General features: G+C 70.0%; 17 protein-coding genes. 8 read left to right on the top strand and 9 right to left on the bottom strand.

Annotation, left to right across the window (positions count from 1 at the left end; translation table 11 throughout):
• Positions 1-111 precede the first annotated feature (111 nt).
• The 3 genes from ACIHFB_RS38825 (at position 112) to ACIHFB_RS38815 (ending at position 5896) form a co-directional block, all read left to right on the top strand.
• Positions 112-3843 carry an ABC transporter ATP-binding protein gene (locus ACIHFB_RS38825; protein ID WP_400129371.1) on the top strand — a complete coding sequence of 1244 codons (3732 nt, stop codon included), beginning with the start codon at positions 112-114 and terminating at the stop codon, positions 3841-3843.
• 77 nt (positions 3844-3920) lie between these two features.
• Entirely contained in the window at positions 3921-4307 is a 387-nt protein-coding gene (locus ACIHFB_RS38820; protein WP_365283044.1) for a hypothetical protein, read from the top strand.
• Between the two features lie 155 nt (positions 4308-4462).
• Complete coding sequence (locus tag ACIHFB_RS38815; RefSeq protein ID WP_365283042.1) at positions 4463-5896, top strand: S28 family serine protease; 1434 nt, start codon at positions 4463-4465, stop codon at positions 5894-5896.
• A gap of 61 nt (positions 5897-5957) precedes the next feature.
• On the opposite strand, the gene ACIHFB_RS38810 is transcribed toward ACIHFB_RS38815, so the two are convergent.
• The 6 genes from ACIHFB_RS38810 to ACIHFB_RS38785 all read right to left on the bottom strand — a co-directional run bounded on the left by ACIHFB_RS38810 (position 5958) and on the right by ACIHFB_RS38785 (position 12688).
• On the bottom strand, positions 5958-6584 hold the full coding sequence (locus ACIHFB_RS38810) for a GTP-binding protein (protein ID WP_400129370.1): 627 nt from the start codon (positions 6582-6584) through the stop codon (positions 5958-5960).
• A complete protein-coding gene (locus ACIHFB_RS38805; protein ID WP_365283040.1) occupies positions 6565-6957 on the bottom strand; it encodes a DUF742 domain-containing protein in 393 nt (130 codons plus the stop codon). The genes ACIHFB_RS38810 and ACIHFB_RS38805 overlap by 20 nt, the downstream gene beginning before the upstream one ends.
• A complete protein-coding gene (locus ACIHFB_RS38800) occupies positions 6954-7388 on the bottom strand; it encodes a roadblock/LC7 domain-containing protein (protein ID WP_365283038.1) in 435 nt (144 codons plus the stop codon). The genes ACIHFB_RS38805 and ACIHFB_RS38800 overlap by 4 nt, the downstream gene beginning before the upstream one ends.
• A complete protein-coding gene (locus tag ACIHFB_RS38795; RefSeq protein ID WP_365283036.1) occupies positions 7385-9718 on the bottom strand; it encodes a nitrate- and nitrite sensing domain-containing protein in 2334 nt (777 codons plus the stop codon). Before ACIHFB_RS38795 ends, ACIHFB_RS38800 begins: the two co-directional genes overlap by 4 nt.
• A gap of 431 nt (positions 9719-10149) precedes the next feature.
• Positions 10150-10782 carry a hypothetical protein gene (locus ACIHFB_RS38790; protein ID WP_365283034.1) on the bottom strand — a complete coding sequence of 211 codons (633 nt, stop codon included), beginning with the start codon at positions 10780-10782 and terminating at the stop codon, positions 10150-10152.
• Positions 10783-10897: 115 nt separating this feature from the next.
• The gene (locus tag ACIHFB_RS38785; RefSeq protein ID WP_400129369.1) at positions 10898-12688 is read right to left on the bottom strand and encodes a glycoside hydrolase family 3 protein; all 1791 of its coding nucleotides are present in this window, start codon (positions 12686-12688) and stop codon (positions 10898-10900) included.
• A gap of 589 nt (positions 12689-13277) precedes the next feature.
• Here ACIHFB_RS38785 and aroA point away from each other — a divergent pair.
• Genes aroA through ACIHFB_RS38770 form a run of 3 tightly spaced genes read left to right on the top strand, consistent with a single transcriptional unit; the run spans position 13278 to position 15947 of the window.
• Entirely contained in the window at positions 13278-14510 is a 1233-nt protein-coding gene (aroA, locus tag ACIHFB_RS38780) for a 3-phosphoshikimate 1-carboxyvinyltransferase (RefSeq protein WP_400129368.1), read from the top strand.
• A 12-nt stretch (positions 14511-14522) separates the two neighbouring features.
• Positions 14523-15146 (top strand): GNAT family protein, encoded by a 624-nt coding sequence (locus ACIHFB_RS38775; protein ID WP_365283028.1) that lies wholly within the window; start codon positions 14523-14525, stop codon positions 15144-15146.
• A 12-nt stretch (positions 15147-15158) separates the two neighbouring features.
• The gene (locus tag ACIHFB_RS38770) at positions 15159-15947 is read left to right on the top strand and encodes a hypothetical protein (RefSeq protein WP_365283024.1); all 789 of its coding nucleotides are present in this window, start codon (positions 15159-15161) and stop codon (positions 15945-15947) included.
• Here ACIHFB_RS38770 and ACIHFB_RS38765 read toward each other — a convergent pair.
• Both ACIHFB_RS38765 and ACIHFB_RS38760 read right to left on the bottom strand, forming a co-directional pair.
• Positions 15928-16101, bottom strand: a complete 174-nt coding sequence (locus ACIHFB_RS38765; RefSeq protein WP_400129367.1) for a DUF397 domain-containing protein — start codon at positions 16099-16101, stop codon at positions 15928-15930. The genes ACIHFB_RS38770 and ACIHFB_RS38765 overlap by 20 nt on opposite strands.
• Positions 16098-16916: a Scr1 family TA system antitoxin-like transcriptional regulator gene (locus tag ACIHFB_RS38760; RefSeq protein ID WP_400129366.1), complete on the bottom strand. Its 819-nt coding sequence runs from the start codon at positions 16914-16916 to the stop codon at positions 16098-16100. Before ACIHFB_RS38760 ends, ACIHFB_RS38765 begins: the two co-directional genes overlap by 4 nt.
• Positions 16917-17037: 121 nt before the next feature.
• Between ACIHFB_RS38760 and ACIHFB_RS38755 the strand changes: the two genes are divergently transcribed.
• Positions 17038-17457, top strand: a complete 420-nt coding sequence (locus ACIHFB_RS38755; RefSeq protein WP_400129365.1) for an ATP-binding protein — start codon at positions 17038-17040, stop codon at positions 17455-17457.
• On the opposite strand, the gene ACIHFB_RS38750 is transcribed toward ACIHFB_RS38755, so the two are convergent.
• A complete protein-coding gene (locus ACIHFB_RS38750; protein ID WP_400129364.1) occupies positions 17447-17812 on the bottom strand; it encodes a MerR family transcriptional regulator in 366 nt (121 codons plus the stop codon). The two genes, ACIHFB_RS38755 and ACIHFB_RS38750, sit on opposite strands and share 11 nt — an antisense overlap.
• Before the next feature lie 61 nt (positions 17813-17873).
• On the opposite strand from ACIHFB_RS38750, the gene ACIHFB_RS38745 reads away from it, so the two are divergent.
• Positions 17874-18440, top strand: a complete 567-nt coding sequence (locus ACIHFB_RS38745; protein ID WP_400129363.1) for an RBBP9/YdeN family alpha/beta hydrolase — start codon at positions 17874-17876, stop codon at positions 18438-18440.
• Positions 18441-18446: the final 6 nt, after the last annotated feature.

The raw sequence follows: 18446 nt of genomic DNA, 5'->3' as shown, positions 1-18446 counted from the left end.
CCTTGCGATCTGATCCTGCGCCGAATCCCTGCGGATATTGCGGAGGGATGAAATCCGCTTCATTCCGCGTTGGTGCCTTCCGTAGATCCAACAGAACGGGGAGGCACCGACGTGGAAGCGCGGCAGGGATGGGCGCGGAGACTCTGGGCGTACGCCTGGCGCCACCCCAAGGACGTCGTCCTCGCGCTCGGCTCCTCCCTCGTCGGCATGGCCGTCATGGCGCTGGTGCCGCTGATCACCAAGGTGATCATCGACGACGTGGTCGGTGACCACACCCGGTCCATGGCGACCTGGGCGGGCGCCCTGGTGGGCGCGGCCGTCTTCGTCTACGTCCTCACCTTCATCCGCCGCTACTACGGCGGCCGTCTCGCCCTCGACGTCCAGCACGACCTGCGGACCGAGATGTACGGGACGATCACCCGCCTCGACGGCCGCCGGCAGGACGAGCTGTCCACGGGGCAGGTGGTCGGCCGTGCGACGAGTGACCTCCAGCTGATCCAGGGCCTGCTCTTCATGCTCCCGATGACCATCGGGAACTTCATGCTCTTCCTGATCTCCCTGGTCGTGATGGCGTGGCTGTCCCCGCCGCTCACGCTGGTCGCCCTCGCGGTCGCGCCCGCGATCTGGGTCATCGCCAAGCGCAGCCGCGCCAAGCTGCACCCCGCCACCTGGTACGCCCAGGCCCAGGCCGCCGCCGTCGCGGGCGTCGTCGACGGTGCCGTCAGCGGCGTACGCGTGGTGAAGGGTTTCGGGCAGGAGGAGCAGGAGACCGGCAAGCTCAGGGAGGTCGGCCGGAAGCTGTTCGCGGGACGGCTGCGCACGGTCCGGTTCAACTCCAAGTACACCCCGGCTCTCCAGGCCGTTCCGGCCCTCGGCCAGGTCGCGATGCTGGCGTTCGGCGGCTGGCTGGCCGTGCGCGGCCACATCACGCTGGGCACGTTCGTCGCCTTCTCCGCCTACCTCGCCCAGCTCGTCGGCCCGGTCCGCATGCTCGCCGTGGTCCTCACGGTCGGCCAGCAGGCCCGCGCCGGCACGGAACGCGTGCTGGAGCTGATCGACACCGAGCCGACGCTGGAGGAGGGCCACAAGACCCTGCCCGCCGACGCGCCCGCCACCGTCGAGTTCGACGACGTCTCCTTCGGGTACCAGGACGCCCTCGGCAAGACCCGCCCCGTCCTCGACGGGCTGAGCTTCGAGATCCGCCCCGGCGAGACCCTCGCCGTCGTCGGCTCCTCCGGCTCCGGCAAGTCCACGGTCTCGCTGCTCCTCCCGCGCTTCTACGACGTCACCCACGGCGCCGTCCTCATCGGCGGCCACGACGTCCGCGAGCTGACCCTCGACTCGCTCCGGGCCGCGATCGGGCTCGTCCCCGAGGACTCCTTCCTCTTCTCGGACACGGTCCGCAGCAACATCGCGTACGGCCGTCCCGACGCGACGGACGACGAGATCGAGGCGGCTGCCCGCGCCGCTCAGGCGCACCGTTTCATCACGGCACTTCCCGAGGGCTACGCCACCAAGGTCGGCGAGCACGGCCTCACCCTCTCCGGCGGCCAGCGCCAGCGCGTCGCGCTCGCCCGCGCGATCCTCACCGACCCGCGGCTGCTGGTCCTGGACGACGCGACCTCCGCGGTGGACGCCCGCGTCGAGCACGAGATCCACGAGGCCCTGAAGCACGTCATGGAGGGCCGGACCACCCTCCTCATCGCCCACCGCCGCTCCACCCTCAACCTCGCCGACCGCATCGCCGTCCTCGACGGCGGCCGGCTCGCCGACATCGGCACCCACGACGAACTCCAGGAACGCTCGCCGCTGTACCGTCGCCTCCTCACCGACCCGGACGAGCTCGGCGGTGTCTCACCCGGCCACGCCCGGCCCGCCTCCCCACCGGAGGACACCTCCGTACGGGACGAGCTGGACGCCGAGTTCGACGCCGAGCGCGGCATCACGCCCCGGCTGTGGGCGGGGGAGCGGACGCCGCGCGACATCGCGATGGAGGGCACCCCGGCCACCCCCGAACTCCTCGCCCAGGTGGATGCGCTGCCCCCGGCGACCGACACCCCTGAGATCGACGAGGCGCGGGCCGTGAAGCCCGAGGAGAGCTACGGCCTGCGCAGGCTCCTCCGTGGCTTCGGGCTGCCCCTCCTCATCAGCCTCGGCCTCGTCGCCGTGGACGCCGGGATGGGTCTGCTGCTGCCCATCCTGATCCGGCACGGCATCGACAGCGGTGTCTCGGAACTCGCCCTCGGCGCGGTCTGGGTGGCCTCGCTCCTCGGGCTGGCCGCCGTGCTCGTCCAGTGGACGGCGCAGATCGGCGAGACCCGGATGACGGGACGGACGGGGGAGCGCGTCCTGTACTCGCTCCGTCTGAAGATCTTCGCCCAGCTCCAGCGGCTCGGACTCGACTACTACGAGCGGGAGCTGACCGGCCGGATCATGACGAGGATGACGACGGACGTCGACGCGCTGTCGACCTTCCTCCAGACGGGCCTGGTCACGGCGTTCGTCTCGGTCGTCACCTTCTTCGGCATCATGGTCGCCCTGCTGGTGATCGACATCCAGCTCGCCCTGGTCGTCTTCGCGACCCTCCCGCCCCTGATCATCGCCACGGTCTTCTTCCGCCGCGCGAGCGTGAAGGCGTACGAACTGGCCCGTGAACGGGTGTCGGTGGTCAACGCCGACCTCCAGGAGTCGGTCTCCGGGCTGCGGATCGTGCAGGCCTTCCGGCGCGAGCGGGACGGCGGGCGGCGGTTCGCGGAGCGGAGCGACAGCTACCGGCAGGCCCGGACCAGGGGCCAGTGGCTGATCTCGATCTACTTCCCGTTCGTGCAGCTGCTGTCGTCGGTCGCCGCGGCGGCCGTACTGATCGCGGGCGCGGGACGGGTCGACGACGCGACGCTCACCACCGGCGCGCTGGTCGCCTACCTCCTCTACATCGACCTGTTCTTCGCCCCCGTCCAGCAGCTCTCCCAGGTCTTCGACGGCTACCAGCAGGCGACGGTCTCGCTGGGCCGCATCCAGGAACTGCTCCAGGAGCCGACGTCCACGAAGAGCGCCGACGAGCCGCTCGACGTCCTCTCCCTGCGCGGCGAGGTCGCCTTCGAGGACGTGCACTTCGCCTACGGCAAGGACGAAGAGGCCCTCGGCGGCATCGAGTTGACCGTCCCCGCCGGCCAGACCGTCGCCTTCGTCGGTGAGACCGGCGCAGGCAAGTCGACGCTCGTGAAGCTCGTCGCCCGCTTCTACGACCCGACGGGCGGCCGGGTGACCGTCGACGGCATGGACCTCCGCGCCCTCGACATCACCTCGTACCGGCACCGCCTGGGCGTCGTCCCGCAGGAGGCCTACCTCTTCCAGGGCACCGTCCGCGACGCCATCGCCTACGGCCGTCCGGACGCCACCGACGCCGAGGTGGAGGCCGCGGCCCGAGCGGTCGGCGCGCACGACATGATCGCCACGCTCGACGGCGGCTATCTGCACGAGGTCGCCGAGCGCGGCCGCAACCTCTCCGCGGGCCAGCGCCAGCTGATCGCCCTGGCCCGCGCCGAGCTGGTCGACCCGGACATCCTGCTCCTCGACGAGGCGACGGCGGCCCTGGACCTGGCCTCCGAGGCCCTGGTCAACCAGGCCACCGACCGCCTCGCGGGCCGCCGTACCACCCTCGTCGTCGCCCACCGTCTGACGACCGCGGCCCGCGCGGACCGGGTCGTGCTGATGGCCCACGGCCGGGTCGCCGAGGACGGCACGCACGAGGAACTCCTTGCGCGGGACGGCCAGTACGCCCGGCTGTGGCGGACGTTCCTCGGGCAGTCCGAGCCCGAGGAGCCGGTCAGGGTGTCCCGCTGACGGTCGTGCAACCATCCGACATACGTCGTGCGTCCGTACACCCGTACGCTCATGGTCGGGGTACAGGAGGGGCGACAGTGGACAGTGGTGCGATACGCCGAGGGCTCGCGCTCGGCATGGCCGTGCTGACCGCGTCCGGGCTCCTCGCGCTCGCGGTACCGGCCGAGGCGCACGCGGCCGCCCCCTGCGCCGGCCGCAAGGTCAGGACACTCCCGTTCTCCACCGGCGCCGTCCACGTCTACAAGAACGGGCGCCGTATCTGCGCCGTCACACTCGCCAGGAACCCCGGCCCCAAGCGGACGATGTCGGTCAGTGTGCAGGTGCGCGGCCACCGTCCGCTCGCCTACAAGGACAAGCGCACCCACCGCATCAGCACACCGCTGGTCTACATGGGCCACCGGAGCGTACGGGTGAAGGGCGCGGTCGGCGGGGGCTCGGTCAGCACCGGCTGGATCCTGTACTGAGCCAGGGGTCCGCACAACACGGATTTCCGCATCACAGGTTTCCGCGTCACAGGTTTTCTACAGGGTTTTCCCTCTCGACCGGTCATGTCCCCTGGTGCTCGGGTGACTTGCTCCGCTAGCTTCCGGCGCACATCTGTAAATAACCGGGAGGGTGCATGCGCAAGGCGCTCAGATGGCTGCTGGCGCTCACAGTGCTCATAGGCACGTTGAGCACGGCCGGGGCGGCCACCGCCGCCGGGCCGGAGGCCACCGGCACCACTGACATCAAGGAGAAGCTGCTCTCCGTTCCGGGCATGAGCCTGGTCGAGGAGAAGCCCTACACCGGCTACCGCTTCTTCGTTCTCAACTACACCCAGCCGGTCGATCACCGGCACCCGTCCAAGGGCACCTTCCAGCAGCGCATCACCGTGCTGCACAAGGACGAAGCCCGCCCGACGGTCTTCTACACCGGCGGCTACAACGTCTCCACGACGCCCAGCCGCCGCGAGCCGACCCAGATCGTGGACGGCAACCAGGTCTCGATGGAGTACCGCTTCTTCACCCCGTCCCGGCCCGACCCGGCCGACTGGACCAAGCTGGACATCTGGCAGGCGGCCAGCGACCAGCACCGTATCTTCAAGGCGCTGAAGAAGATCTACTCCAAGAACTGGGTCTCCACGGGCGGCTCCAAGGGCGGCATGACCGCCACCTACTACGAGCGCTTCTACCCGCGTGACATGGACGGCGTCGTCGCCTACGTCGCCCCCAACGACGTGGTGAACAACGAGGACTCGGCGTACGACCGCTTCTTCGCCGCCGTCGGCACCAAGGAGTGCCGCGACCGGCTGAACGGCGTGCAGCGCGAGGCCCTGGTGCGCCGGGAGCCGCTGGAGAAGCGGTACGCGGCGTACGCGGCCGAGAACGGCTACACCTTCGACACCGTCGGCAGCCTCGACAAGGCCTACGAGGCCACCGTGCTCGACTACGTCTGGGGCTTCTGGCAGTACAGCCTGCTCTCCGACTGCGACACGATCCCGGCCGACGCCGAGAACGCCACCGACGACGCCATCTGGAGCTCGATCGACACGATCGCCGGGTTCTCCTTCTACACGGACCAGGGCCTGGAGCCGTACACGCCGTACTACTACCAGGCGGGCACGCAGCTGGGCGCGCCGACGATCGTCTTCCCGCACATCGAGAAGAAGTACATCCGCTACGGCTACATGCCGCCGCGGAACTTCGTGCCGCGGTCGATCCCGATGAAGTTCCAGCCGTCCGCGATGAAGGACGTCGACAACTGGGTCCGCCACAACGCGAACCACATGCTGTACGTCTACGGCCAGAACGACCCGTGGGGCGCCGAGCAGTTCCGTCTCGGCAAGGGCGCGAAGGACTCGTACGTCCTCACCGCGCCGGGCCTGAACCACGGCGCGAACGTCGCGGGTCTCGTCGCCGACGAGAAGGCCCTCGCGACGGCGAAGATCCTCAAGTGGGCGGGCGTCGCCTCCAGCGCCGTCCAGTCGGACCCGGCGGCGGCCAAGCCGCTGGCCAAGTTCGACTCCAAGCTCGACGTGCGTGACGTGGAGCGCGAGCCGACGCTGCGGCCGTAACGGCCGGAGCGGACGATCGAGGCGCGGTCCGGTGGCAGACGGCCACCGGACCGTGCCGCTCTCAACGGCGGCTCGGGAGCGGTGCCCGGCCTCCCATCAGCCGGTTGACCAGGGCGAGCAGCAGATCCCGGCTCGCCCGTCGCTGCCTGAGGTCGCCCATGATGACGGGGACGTTCGGGTCGAGGTCGAGCGCGTCCCTGACCTCGGGCACGGTGCGGTCCTGGAGTCCGTGGAAGCAGTTGACGCCGACGACGAAAGGGACGCCGCGGCTCTCGAAGAAGTCGATGGACGCGAAACTGCTCTCCAGCCGCCGGGTGTCCGCGAGGACGACGGCACCGAGGGCCCCGTGCACCAGGTCGTTCCACATGAACCAGAAGCGTTCCTGGCCCGGGGTGCCGAAGAGGTACAGGACGAGCTGCGAACTCACCGTGATCCGGCCGAAGTCCAGCGCCACGGTCGTGGTGGTCTTGTCCTCCACCCCGACGAGGTCGTCCACGCCGAGGCCCGCGACGGTCAGCTGCTCCTCGGTGTTCAGGGGCGGTATCTCGCTCACGGCACCGACCATGGTGGTCTTGCCGACACCGAACCCGCCCGCGATCAGTATCTTCACGGCGGCGAGCGCCGGAGCCGCGTCCGCCGCCGGCACAGCTGCCCCGGTCTGCGGTTCGTCAGAGTCTGAGTAGGGCATCCTTCACCGCCTGAAGAAGAATCATGTCCGGTTCCTCGCCCAGCACGACCGTGAGCGGCGGCCGGGCCGTCACCCTTCCCCGCACGAGCAGGTCGTCGACGAGGATCTTCGTCACCGCGACGGGCAGCCGCAGCCCCGCGGCGACCTCGGCGAGCGCCACCGGTGTACGGCACTGTCTGAGGATCAGCCGGTGCTCGGGTTGCAGACCGCGGTCGGAGTGCTGGTCGCCGGGCGTGGCGACGGTGGCGATCACGGTGATGAGGGTGAGGTCGTCCCGTGCCGAGGCCGTACGCCCCTGAGTGATCGTGTACGGCCTGACGAGGCTCTCCTCCGCGTCATCGTCGTCCGCCGCCGCGTCGGCCCAGTGCCTCACTCACGTACACCGCCCTCCGTATGCCCCTGGACGACCCGCACCTCGGTGCCCAGATGCTGTCCCACCTGCTGCACGAGGGTGTCCATCGCGACGGCCATCACCTCGGCGTCCACCTCCTGGTCCGCGACGACCGCCAGATGGGTGCCGCGGCCGGCGGCGCTGATGAACAGCCACAGCTCGTCCAGCTCGATGATGACCTGGTGGACCGCGCCACCGCCGAATACCTCGCCGACTCCGCGGGCCAGGCTCTGATGGCCGGTGGCGATGGCTGCGAGGCGTTCGGCGTCGACCCGGGGGATGCTGCCGGACTGGCTGACGACCAGCCCGTCGTCGGACAGCACGACGGCGTGCCGGGTGCCCGGGACCTGGTCGACCAGACGGTCGAGCAGCCAGTCGAGGTCGGAGTTGGTGGCAGTGGTTCGCAGAGTCATCGTCCGTCTTCCTTCCGGGTCCGTTCGGGGCCCGGTGCGGGGTGGTTGGGCTGTTGGTCGGGGGCGGGCCTGAGCCGGGCCGTCCGGGACTGGCGCTGGAAGGCGGCGACGGTGGCGCCGGAGCGCGCCCCGGTCCGCCGGGGCAGTGGCTGCGCCCCGGCCGGGTCCGTACTCGGTTCGTCGGGGTACGCGGGGGGAGGCCGGCGGAGTTCGCTGGCGAGACTGGCCTGGCGTACCCGCCGGGGCAGTGGGCCGGTGCTCGGCCCGGGGGCCGGGGCGGGGCGGGCCGGCGGTTCGACCCAGGGGCCGATGAGCGGACGCGTGAGGGTCTCCTGCTCGATCGGCCGCGCCCGGGGACCGGAGTGATCGTCCGGCTGTTCGGAGCGGGGCGCGCCGTGCAGCGCCAGCTGGTCGGGGAAAGAGGGGACGGGGAACTCCTCGGGGAGCGGTCCGCCGTCGGCGATCAGCTCCCCGGGCACCAGGACGACCACGCGGGTGCCGCCGAAGGACGAGGGCCGCAGCTCCACTTGCAGACCCAGGTTGGCGGACAGCCGGGCCACGACGTACAGGCCGAGACGGGCGTCGTCGGCGCGGGACATCACGTCCATCCGGGGCGGGTCGGCCATCAGCGCGTTGGCCTCGGCGTACTGCTGGGGGTCCATGCCCATGCCGCGGTCCTCGATCTCGATCGCGACGCCGCGCCCGACCTGGGACGCGGTCACCTCGACCGGGGTCGGCGGCCGGGAGAACGACACCGCGTTCTCCATCAGTTCCGCCAGCACGTGCACCATGGGGCCGACGGCGCGCTCGGAGAGCCAGGTCTCGCCGTCGGTGTCGATCCGGATGCGCCGGTAGTCCTGCACCTCGCCCTGTGCGGAGCGCATGACGTCCATGAGGAGTACGGGCCTGCGCCAGCGGCGCTGCGGCTGTCCGTTGCCGAGGATCACCAGGTTCTCCTCGTAGCGGCGCAGCCGGGCCGCCAGGTGGTCGAGGTCGAACAGCCCCTCCAGGACCGCGGGGTCCTCGTGCTGGCGCTGCATCTCGCCGAGCCGCTTCAGCTGCATGCCGATGAGCAACTGGGTGCGCCTGGCGATGCGTTGCAGCAGCCGCTCGAAGCCGCGGTACAGCTCGACCTCGCGTACGGCGGTCTCGAGGGACGTGCCGCGGGCCTGGTTGAGGGCCTGGCCGAGCTGGCCGAGTTCGTCGTCGCCGTGGCGGATCTCGGGCAGTTCGGCGTCGGTGTCGACCTTCTCGCCCTGGCGCAGCCGCTCCACCAGGTCGGGCAGACGGGTCTGGAGTTCCAGGGCCTCGGCGCGCAGGCCGAAGATCCGGCGGCGCAGGATGCCGGTCAGGCGCAGGGTGACGAAGAGCATCAGCACCACGGCCGCCGCGCTCACGGCGGAGTTGAGCAGCATGTTCGTCATCAGGCTGCCGAGTTCGTCCTCGGTGGAGGCGACGAGGTCGTCGGAGTAGGCGGCCGCGGCCTTCCCCAGTTCGGGCGTGATCCCGGCCAGGCTCTGCTGCCACTCCTTGCCGACACCGGCGGCCACGGCGGTCCGGCCGGCGCTGTCGGTCTCCTCGGTGCTGAGGAGTTTCTGCTCGATACCGGACTTCTGCTTCCAGGCGGTACCGGACAGCACGCTCCGATAGTCCTCGGCCCGCGCCTCGGCCAGCTGGGGCAGGACCTTGTCGTCGTAGATGTGGGTCTGGGCGCCGATCGCACTGGAGAGCCGGAAGCGCTGCCCGCCGGTGAGGTGGCCGCTCGCCACCCCGGCGGCGATGATCGCGTCCTCGCGCGAGATCATCTCCAGGCCCCACTGGGCGTCGAGCAAAGGCCGGGCGAGGACGGTCTGTTCGCCGAAGCCGATGTTGCTGAAGTCCTCGAACAACGCCATGTCCGAGGCGATGACCGCGGTGTAGCCGTCGAACGTCTGCTGCGGGTCGGCGGAGCGCCGGTCCACGGCGGTCCGGTACTCGGGCAGTTTCCCGAGGCCCCGGTCGAGGTCCTGGAATGCCGCGGAGAGATCCGTCGGCGCGGAGTCGGAGAGCGCTTCGAGGCTCTGTACGGACTTGTCGGTGAGTTGCCGCTGACGCGTCAGCTCGGACCGGTCCGCTTCAGGGTCCGCGAGGGCCACCGCACTCAGCCGCCGCTCCGCCTGTACTTGGGCGAAGATGCCGAGCAGCGGCGCGCCGAAGCGTTTCGCCGACTCGTTGCGGTCGTGGACGTTGTTCCAGTCGCCGTACAGCTGGGCCGAGTTCATCGCGCCCAGCGAGACCAGCGCGACACAGGGCACCAGGGCCAGGCCGAGCAGGATCGTCCGGAGCGACAACCGGCGCCTGGGGGCGGCCTCTTGGACGGCTTGCCGGTGTTCCGTCTCTTGCTCTGCCCGCTGTCGTGCGGTTCGTGCGTGGAGTGCCACAGAAGTCCCCGCCGGTGAGTGATGACGGACTGCCCGGAAGCAGGGTCCGCGTCATGACAGGGGGAGCCTACCGACTGCCCAAATGATCTCAAGACTGGTTCGTCCGGCTCAGCGCGTCCGATTCCGGCGGTGGCGTACGCACGGTTCCACGCCCGGAGTTCGGCAATTGGGCCCGTTTCGCGGATAGTCCCAGGTCATCGTTGTCCGGGTTCAAGCGTTCCGCGACGAAGGCGAATTCGGAATGAATCCTTCCGGAGAAAAGGAAAGCCTTCTGTTTGGCATGGGTCACATTTTCCGGACGCCGGCACCGGCCGCTCACACCGGCCGCTCACACCGGCCTCTCACACCGGCCGGGCGCACCCCACCGGATCCGACCCGCCGAGCTGGACGTACAGCGCGGTCGACGCCGGGCATTCCGTGCGCCTGTCGACGGCCTTCGTCACTTCGTACTCGGGCTCCTTCTTCCCCTCTCCCGCGCAGGACGTCTCGCGTACTTCGCCGTCGCCGGAGCTGTAGACGCAGTCGCCGACGATGGTGCGGGGACCGCCCCCGCCGCCGGGGTCGCCCGGGTGCGGCGGGGAGAGTTTGCGCATACAGGCGTAGCCCTGCGGGACGGCTCCGTCGCCGTCCTCGTCGAAGGACCCTGCCTGTTCGCTGATGTGGAGGACGAAGTCCGTGGTCCCGGGGCACGGCGGCCCGTGCCCCACCTTGCTGTCGTACCGGGCCACGACCCGCGCCGCCGCCCGCTCACCGGTGCACGGCACCTCGGTGAAGCTCGTCGTACCGAAGGAGCTGCACTCGTCGACGGCGAGGAACACCGCGCCATAGCCGGACGGCTGGGTGGAGGTCGACCGCCCGCTGCCGACCGGTGTCTCCTCGTCCGTCGCGGGCGGATCACCCTGACAGGCCGTCAGCAGGGCGGCGAGCAGCGCCACCAGTGCGCACACCACCCCCATGGAACTTCTCGCACGCATCGTCATCCCCCCGACACCCCCGCCCAGCGTGACCCGCCGCGGCGGGCGCACGCCAGACATGCGTGGTGCTTTGCGCCAGTTGGCGGGCGTACGCCGGGCACATGACGTATGCGTACTACGTCCGATACGACAACCCGTGACCGACCGGATACAGCACGCTCGCCGGATCGTCGGCCCGCTGCACCGGTACCGGCAGCTTCCCGCGCGGCCGCACCCGCCCGGCGATCACACGCGCCGCGGCGCGCAGTTCGACGTCCGTCCAGGAATACGACGCCAAGTAGGCCGGTACGGACGGGAGTTGGGCCACGTCGTACGGATTGCGGATGGCGAGCGCGACCACCGGCTTCCCGGTCGCCAGCAGTTGCTGGACGAGTGTCCTCTGTGTGCTCGTCGCGGAGACGTTGTACGTCCCGACCACCACCGCATCCGCGTTCCCGGCCGCGGCGACGGCGCCTGCGACGGTCGTCGCGGAGGGTGCCGTACCGGTGGACAGGGCGGTGGTCGTGAAGCCGAGCTCGGCGAGGGCGGCGGCCAGGACATGGGTGGGGGGACCCGTGCTGCCCGACGGGGAGGCGGGATCGGCGCCGACGACGAGCAGCCGGGGGTGGGTGCGGTGGGACAGCGGCAGCAGGCCGCCCTCGTTGACCAGGAGCGTGGTCGTCCGCTCGGCGACACGGTCGGCGGCGGCCAGGTGCGCCTTGACGCCGACGGTGCGGTCGACGCCGCCGTCGCTGACGTAGGGCTCGTCGAACAGCCCCAGCTTCGCCTTCAGCCGCAGCACCCGCAGGATGGATTCGTCGAGCCGCTCCTCGGTCAGCTCACCGTCCTGTACGGCCGTCAGGACCGCGTTCCACGCGATGTCCAGCTCGGGCGCGTTGAGGAGCTGGTCCACGCCCGCCTTGAGCGCGAGCACCGGCACGCGGTCGTCGCCGTACTTCTGGCGGACCCCCGCCATGTCGAGGGCGTCGGTGACCACGACCCCGTCGTAGCCGAGGTTCTCGCGCAGGATGCCGGTGAGGATGGGGCGGGAGAGGGTGGCCGGGTCGCCGGAGTCGTCGAGGGCCGGCACCAGGATGTGCGCGGTCATGATCGAGTCGATGCCGGCGGCGATCGCGGCGCGGAACGGCGGTGCGTCCAGCGTCTCCCACTGGGTGCGGGTGTGCGTGATGGTGGGGAAGCCGTAGTGGCTGTCGACCTCGGTGTCGCCGTGGCCCGGGAAGTGCTTGGCGGTCGCCGCGACGCCGGACGCCTCGTAGCCCCGGGTCTCCGCCGCGACCAGCGCCGCCACCGCGTCCGGATCGGAGCCGAAGGAACGTACGCCGATCACCGGGTTGGCCGGGTTCACGTTCACGTCGGCCACCGGGGTGTAGTCCTGCCGGATGCCCATCGCACGCAGTTCCCGGCCCGCGATACGGCCGAGGGTGCGGGCGTCCGTGCCGGATCCTCCGGCGCCGATGGCCATCGCGCCCGGGAAGAGGGTCGCGGGCCTGCCGACACGGGCGACTATGCCGTGCTCCTGGTCGGTGGAGATGAGCATCGGCAGACCGCGGGGGAGGCCGAGGGAGGCCCGCTGGATGCCGTTGGAGAGTCCGGCGATCTGGTGCGGGTCACGGGTGTTGTGCGCCCAGGCGAAGTAGATGACGCCGCCGAGCCGGTACTTGGCGATCAGCTCGGCGGCGGTGCGGACGCCGAGTTCCTTCAGGTTGGCGTCGATGTCGGCCTGGTCGGGGGCGGTGGCGGAATGGCCGTAGACCCGCGAGACGAAGAGCTGCCCGACCTTTTCTTCCAGGGTCATACGGGAGATGAGGGAGCGGAGCTTCTTGTCGTCCGCGTATGCGGTCCCGCCAAGGGTGAGAGTGGCGGCGGCGCCTGCGGTGGCGGCGAGGACGGTGCGTCTGGAGGGCACGTGCGCTCCTTCCGGAGGTGATCCGCTGAAGGAAACTTCCGAGAAGCCACCAATATCCGGGAAGTTTCTGCCAGTCAAGGGGAACGCACACGAAGCGGTTCTGATGAAGTCGGCTTGCGGAAACGCGCCCTTTTAGGGGCGCGGGGAACTGCGCGACCAGCCCCCACCGGGCCCGCGGACAAACAAACCGCCCAACCCGCGGAGCGAAGGGCCGCCATCGGCGCTGTTGGAGGGGGGCGCGCCGATGGCGGCGTGCTGCCGGCCGCGGCTCGGCGGAGAGGGTACGTCAGCGTTCGCAGCCAGCAGCGAGGCCGACACCGGACCACGGTGACTCTCCGGCAGCGTGCGGGTTGGACGGGCCAGGGTGTGGCCGGGTTCCCCGGTTCGGCCCGATTCCCGGAAGTTGGTGACCCAGGGTTCAACGGGGCGTATGGGCCACCACCTTGGGCCAATGCTGTCGCGGCGTGCGTACGGTTCCGGCGGGCGCCGGGCGGGGTGGCGCCGGCGTCGGTGACGTTCAGGCGATCTTCAGGGGTCCATCCCATGGACGCGACGGCACCGAAGGTGAAGGTCGGGCGATCATGAGGCCATGCCAGCTGTCGACATCCCCGGCTCCAAGTCCGTCACCGCCCGCGCCCTCTTTCTGGCGGCGGCGGCCGACGGGGTCACGACCCTCGTCCGTCCGCTCCGCTCCGACGACACCGAAGGCTTCGCGGAAGGCCTGACCCGTCTCGGCTACCGCGTGGGCCGGACCCGGGACACCTGGCAGATCGACGGCCGCCCGCAGGGCCCCGCGCTCCCGGACGCGGACGTCTACTGCCGGGACGGCGCGACCACGGCCCGCTTCCTCCCCGCCCTGGCCGCCACGGGCCACGGCACGTACCGCTTCGACGCGTCGCCGCAGATGCGCCGCCGCCCGCTGCTGCCCCTGACCCGGGCCCTGCGCGACCTGGGCGTCGACCTGCGGCACGAGGAGGCGGAGGGCCACCACCCGCTGACCGTCCGGGCGGCGGGCGTCGAGGGTGGCGAGGTGACGCTGGACGCGGGCCAGTCGTCGCAGTACCTGACCGCGCTTCTGCTGCTGGGCCCGTTGACCCGAAAGGGCCTGCGCATCCGGGTCACGGACCTGGTCTCCGCGCCGTACGTGGAGATCACGATCGCGATGATGCGGGCGTTCGGCGTGGAGGTCGCCCGGGAGGGCGACGTCTTCGTGGTCCCGCCGGGCGGCTACCGGGCCACGACGTACACGATCGAACCGGACGCCTCCACCGCGAGCTACTTCTTCGCGGCGGCGGCGGTGACGGGCGGCGAGGTGACGGTCCCGGGGCTGGGGGCGGGGGCACTTCAGGGCGACCTGGGCTTCGTCGACGTTCTCCGTCGGATGGGCGCTCAGGTGGAGGTGGGCCCGTCCGGCACGACGGTCGGAGGAACGGGCGAGCTCCGCGGCCTGACGGTCAACATGCGGGACATCTCCGACACCATGCCGACCCTCGCCGCGATCGCCCCGTTCGCCTCCGGCCCGGTGCGGATCGAGGACGTCGCCAACACACGGGTGAAGGAGTGCGACCGCCTGGAGGCGTGCGCGGAGAACCTGCGGCGGCTGGGGGTGGACGTGGACACGGGCCCGGACTGGATCGAGATTCAGCCGGTGCCGGATGTGTCGGGCGCCGAGATCAAGTCGTACGGCGACCACCGCATCGTCATGTCCTTCGCGGTGACGGGGTTGCGGGTGCCGGGTATTTCGTTCGACGACCCCGGGTGCGTACGGAAGACTTTCCCGGGTTTCCATGAGGCGTTCGGGGCGCTGCGCGCACGGTTGTGAGGGGTGGCGAGGGTGAGCTTCAAGCTGGAGGGGCCGGTTCTGGAGGGCGAGTCGGTGCGCCTGGAGCCGCTGGAGCACCGGCACGCCGCCGACCTGGCGGTGGCGGCGGAGGAGGACCGGGGCACGTACGAGTTCACGTGGGTGCCGCGGGCGGAGGAGGTCGGCGCGTACGTCGACGCTCAGCTCGCCCGCGCGGCGGCCGGGAAGCTGGCCCCGTACGCCCAGGTGTCGGTCGCCTCGGGACGAGCGGTCGGTACGACGTCGTACTGGGAGCCGCGCTCATGGCTCTCGCCGGACCGGCTGGACGCCGTCGAGGTCGGCTTCACGTGGTTGGCGGCGTCCGTTCAGGGGACAGGGGTGAACGCAGAGGCCAAGCTGCTGCTGTTCCGGCACGCCTTCGAGGAGTGGGATGTGTCCCGGGTGGACCTGAAGACGGACGCCCGCAACGCCCGCTCCCGCGCGGCCATCGCCGCCACCGGTGCCCGCTTCGAGGGCGTCCTGCGCAACTGGTCCCGGTCCTGGGCCCCGGGGGAGGAGGGGCGGTTGCGGGACTCCGCCATGTATTCGATTACGGCTCAGGACTGGCCGGAGTGCAGACGGCAACTGGAGGGAAGATTGGCCGGGTTGGCTTCCTGAACGGAGGCGCGAATGGGCGAGCAGATCGTGGTGGTGGGGGCTGTGACCCGGCGTATCGCCAATGGGTGTCTGGTGCTGCTGATGATTCCCGCCGCCCTGCTTGCCTACTTCTGGTACGACGCCTGGCACACCGGCCACACGAACGGCGAGCGTCGGCAGGGCGCCCTGTCCGGGATCGCCGAGCGCGCCCACGAGGCAGCGGACGACACCAGCCGTGCGCTCACCGCGAGCGGCCCCGACGCCGACGCAGACACGCTCACCGGTGTGATCTGGCGGCACAGTGAAGCGCCGCTCATCACCTACGACTCGGCGCGTCACGAGTTCACGGCCACCGTCGTCAAGGCCTCCATGTACGTGGAGGAGGCCGTGTTTCTGGGCGGCGGCTCCGAGCAGGTCGCACGATGCTTCCGGTTCACGTTCACCCACGGGTCCGGTTCGGCCTGGACGTCCAGGATGAACGAGCGTGACGACGAGGTGTGCCAGTCGAGTAGGCAGATCGGTTCCTTGGCCGCCTCCGCACGGCAGGACATCGAGAACATGAGCCCCTCGAACATGACGCCCACCGGTGTGCTGCGGGCCCTCGACTCCACTGGCACCCTCGGCTACTTCGATGTCAGGCGTGCCGTCCGTGACGGGAACAGGGCCACCGTCACCGTCCTCATCCATGTCGAGCGACCCATGTACGCCACGGCCCAGCAGTGTTACCGGTTCGTCCGACCGCTCGGCCCCGACGACACCGGCAGCGAGGTCACTGCCGTTCCCCTGGCCGCCTGCCCGACGGTCACTTCACGGCGTGGGTGAGGAAGTCGGCCCAGGCGGTGGGGGAGATGGTGAGGTGCGGGCTGTCGGGGGTCTTGGAGTCGCGGATGTGGATGGCGGAGGTGGTGGCGACCTCGACGCAATCACCGCCGGAGCTGTCGCTGTAGCTGCTCTTGAACCACGTCAGTTCAGTCATAGCTCACCTGCCAACTGCTCGATCAGGGCGACGGATTCCTCCGGTCGGAGGGCCTGCCGACTGATCATCGCATAACGCCGGGCGAGGATGCCGACATCTTCTGGCCTGGATACGAGGGTGCTCTGGCCGTTGCTCTCCATGTAGACGAGGGTGGTCTCCTCCGGGGTCTCGATGATCTTCATCTGTCCTTGCAGACCAGCGTGCTCGCCCTGGCTGATCGGCATGACCTGAAGCACGACGTTGGGCCGCTTGGCAATGGTGAGGAGGTACTCGTACTGCGCGCGCATGACCTCAGAGCCGCCGATCTGCCGCCTGAGTGCATTCTCTTCGAGGATGACGCTCACCACGCACGTCGGTTTACGTTCCAGCAGGGCCTTGCGTTCCATGCGAGCCGTGGTGAGCTGATCGATCTCGTCTTCCTCCAGCGGAGGGAACGCGCACTCCAGCACGGCACGCGTGTAGGCCTCGGTCTGTAGCAGCCCGTCGATGAGTTGCGCGCAGTACGAGGAGACGCTGACTGCCTCCTGCTCCAGCTGCACAAACCCCTGGAAGTGCGCCGGATACCGCTCCAGCCGCAGATACTTCGCCGCAGCCGCAACAAGCCCCCCGGCGTTCAGCGCCTTCTCCGCCGCCTCGATGAACTCGTCCGTCGCAGGCTTGGCGCAGGTCTCGACCGCGCTCACCGCTGCTCCCGAGTACGCCATCAGGTCACCCAGCTCGTTCTGCGACAACCCTCCCGCCGTACGGAGCATCCGCAGGACCTCCGCGAAGTACTGCGCGGCAGGCGATGACGCGTTCTTCTTCGGCTGCCCCATTGCAGCGCCCCCCTCAACATCGCTCAACGCCAATCAACTCGCGCACAACGCCAGTTGCCATGCGCGGAAGTCGACGCTCGGTCACTAGTGGACGGTACCCACCTGCGCCGAGAGTGGTCCCGTGAACACAGAAAGTCACGAACCAAACCCCCGCCCCCGCACCTGGCGCCGTAGCTTCATGCCCGTCTGCGAGAACATCGCCGAGGCCCGGCGCGGCGCCCGCATCGTGCTCGCGTCCTGGGCGGTCCCCGAAGACACCACCGAGACCGTCACCCTCGTCATCTCGGAACTGGCCACGAACGCGATCCGGCACGCCCGCCGCCCCGGCCGTACCGTCGACGTGGCCCTCACCTACGACGGCGCGAAGACGATCGAGATCGAGGTCGCCGACGGGTCGCCGTACCACCCGGTCCGCAAGCCCTATGACCCCGACGCCACATCGGGACGGGGCCTTCTCCTCGTAGAGGCACTCTCCGACGCCTGGGAAGTCAGGGAGCGGGAGTTCGGGAAGGCGGTCTGGGCGCGGGTGCTCAGCGGTTGACCGACTGGTCGTTGCCGGCCAGTGCGCTCAATCGTCGCTGCATCCGCCCGAGTTCGGCTTGTCTGGTGTCGAGCCGTTCGGCCAAGGCGTCCAGCTCGGCCCGCAGGCCGGGGCACATCTCGAGGGAAGTGCCGTGATCGCCGGTGCGAGCGCAACCGAGGTACCGCTGGATGGTGGAGGTTCCCAGACCAGCGGAGATCATCATCTTGATCTGGGCTACACGGGTGACATCGGACTCGGCGTAGTCCCGGTACCCGTTGCCGTTGCGGGTCGGGGCCAACAGCCCTCGGTCCTCGTAGTGGCGCAGCGCTCGCGCGCTCACGCCCGTCAGCTCGGCGAGCTCGCTGATCAGCACCGTCGATTCCTCCTCATCGGCTTGACCTTCACGCTGACGTGAACCCGTACCGTCCTGCGACATGACAACCGGAACAACCCGGCGGCGCGCCTCGATCATCCATGGTTACGGCGCATCCCCTGAAGATCACTGGTTCGGCTGGCTCGCCGAGCAACTCGACGCGGACGGCATCCCCACCACGATCCCGGCTCTTCCCGACCCACAGGACCCCGACCCCGCGCAGTGGGCGGAAGCCGTACGCGCTGACTTGGGGGCTCTCGACGAGAACTCGACAGTCGTCGCGCACAGCCTCGGCTGTCTGACCGTGCTGCGCTGTCTGCGCTCGCTTCCAGGCCCCTGGCACCTCGGCACACTCGTGCTGGTCTCCGGGTTCGTCGACCCGCTGCCCGCGCTCCCCGAACTGAACTCCCACATCGGGGACGGCTGTGATGTGGAGGGGCTCACCAACCACATCGGTCGACTCACGATCATGCGGTCAGACGCAGACCCGTACGTTCCGCCTGGTCACACCGACCGCCTCGCCGGGCTGCTCGGAATCTCCGCCGAGGTCGTTCCCGGAGCCGGCCACTTCCTCGCTTCTGACGGCGTCACTTCGCTGCACGAAGTCCTTGAAGCCATCGTGTCGTAAGGAAGC

Origin of the sequence: Streptomyces sp. NPDC051963, from assembly GCF_044593495.1 — a bacterium.
Classification (GTDB): Bacteria; Actinomycetota; Actinomycetes; order Streptomycetales; family Streptomycetaceae; genus Streptomyces.
Note: the sequence above shows the minus strand (reverse complement) of the source record. Positions and strands in the feature narration are given on the sequence as shown.

Bases quoted from the DNA above. Each gene is read 5' to 3' on its own strand.
- ACIHFB_RS38815 (WP_365283042.1), top strand. From the start codon at position 4,463: ATGCGCAAGGCGCTCAGATGGCTGCTGGCGCTCACAGTGCTCATAGGC.
- ACIHFB_RS38810 (WP_400129370.1), bottom strand. From the start codon at position 6,584: ATGCCCTACTCAGACTCTGACGAACCGCAGACCGGGGCAGCTGTGCCG.
- ACIHFB_RS38800 (WP_365283038.1), bottom strand. From the start codon at position 7,388: ATGACTCTGCGAACCACTGCCACCAACTCCGACCTCGACTGGCTGCTC.
- ACIHFB_RS38790 (WP_365283034.1), bottom strand. From the start codon at position 10,782: ATGCGTGCGAGAAGTTCCATGGGGGTGGTGTGCGCACTGGTGGCGCTG.
- aroA (WP_400129368.1), top strand. From the start codon at position 13,278: ATGCCAGCTGTCGACATCCCCGGCTCCAAGTCCGTCACCGCCCGCGCC.
- ACIHFB_RS38770 (WP_365283024.1), top strand. From the start codon at position 15,159: ATGGGCGAGCAGATCGTGGTGGTGGGGGCTGTGACCCGGCGTATCGCC.
- ACIHFB_RS38765 (WP_400129367.1), bottom strand. From the start codon at position 16,101: ATGACTGAACTGACGTGGTTCAAGAGCAGCTACAGCGACAGCTCCGGC.
- ACIHFB_RS38760 (WP_400129366.1), bottom strand. From the start codon at position 16,916: ATGGGGCAGCCGAAGAAGAACGCGTCATCGCCTGCCGCGCAGTACTTC.
- ACIHFB_RS38745 (WP_400129363.1), top strand. From the start codon at position 17,874: ATGACAACCGGAACAACCCGGCGGCGCGCCTCGATCATCCATGGTTAC.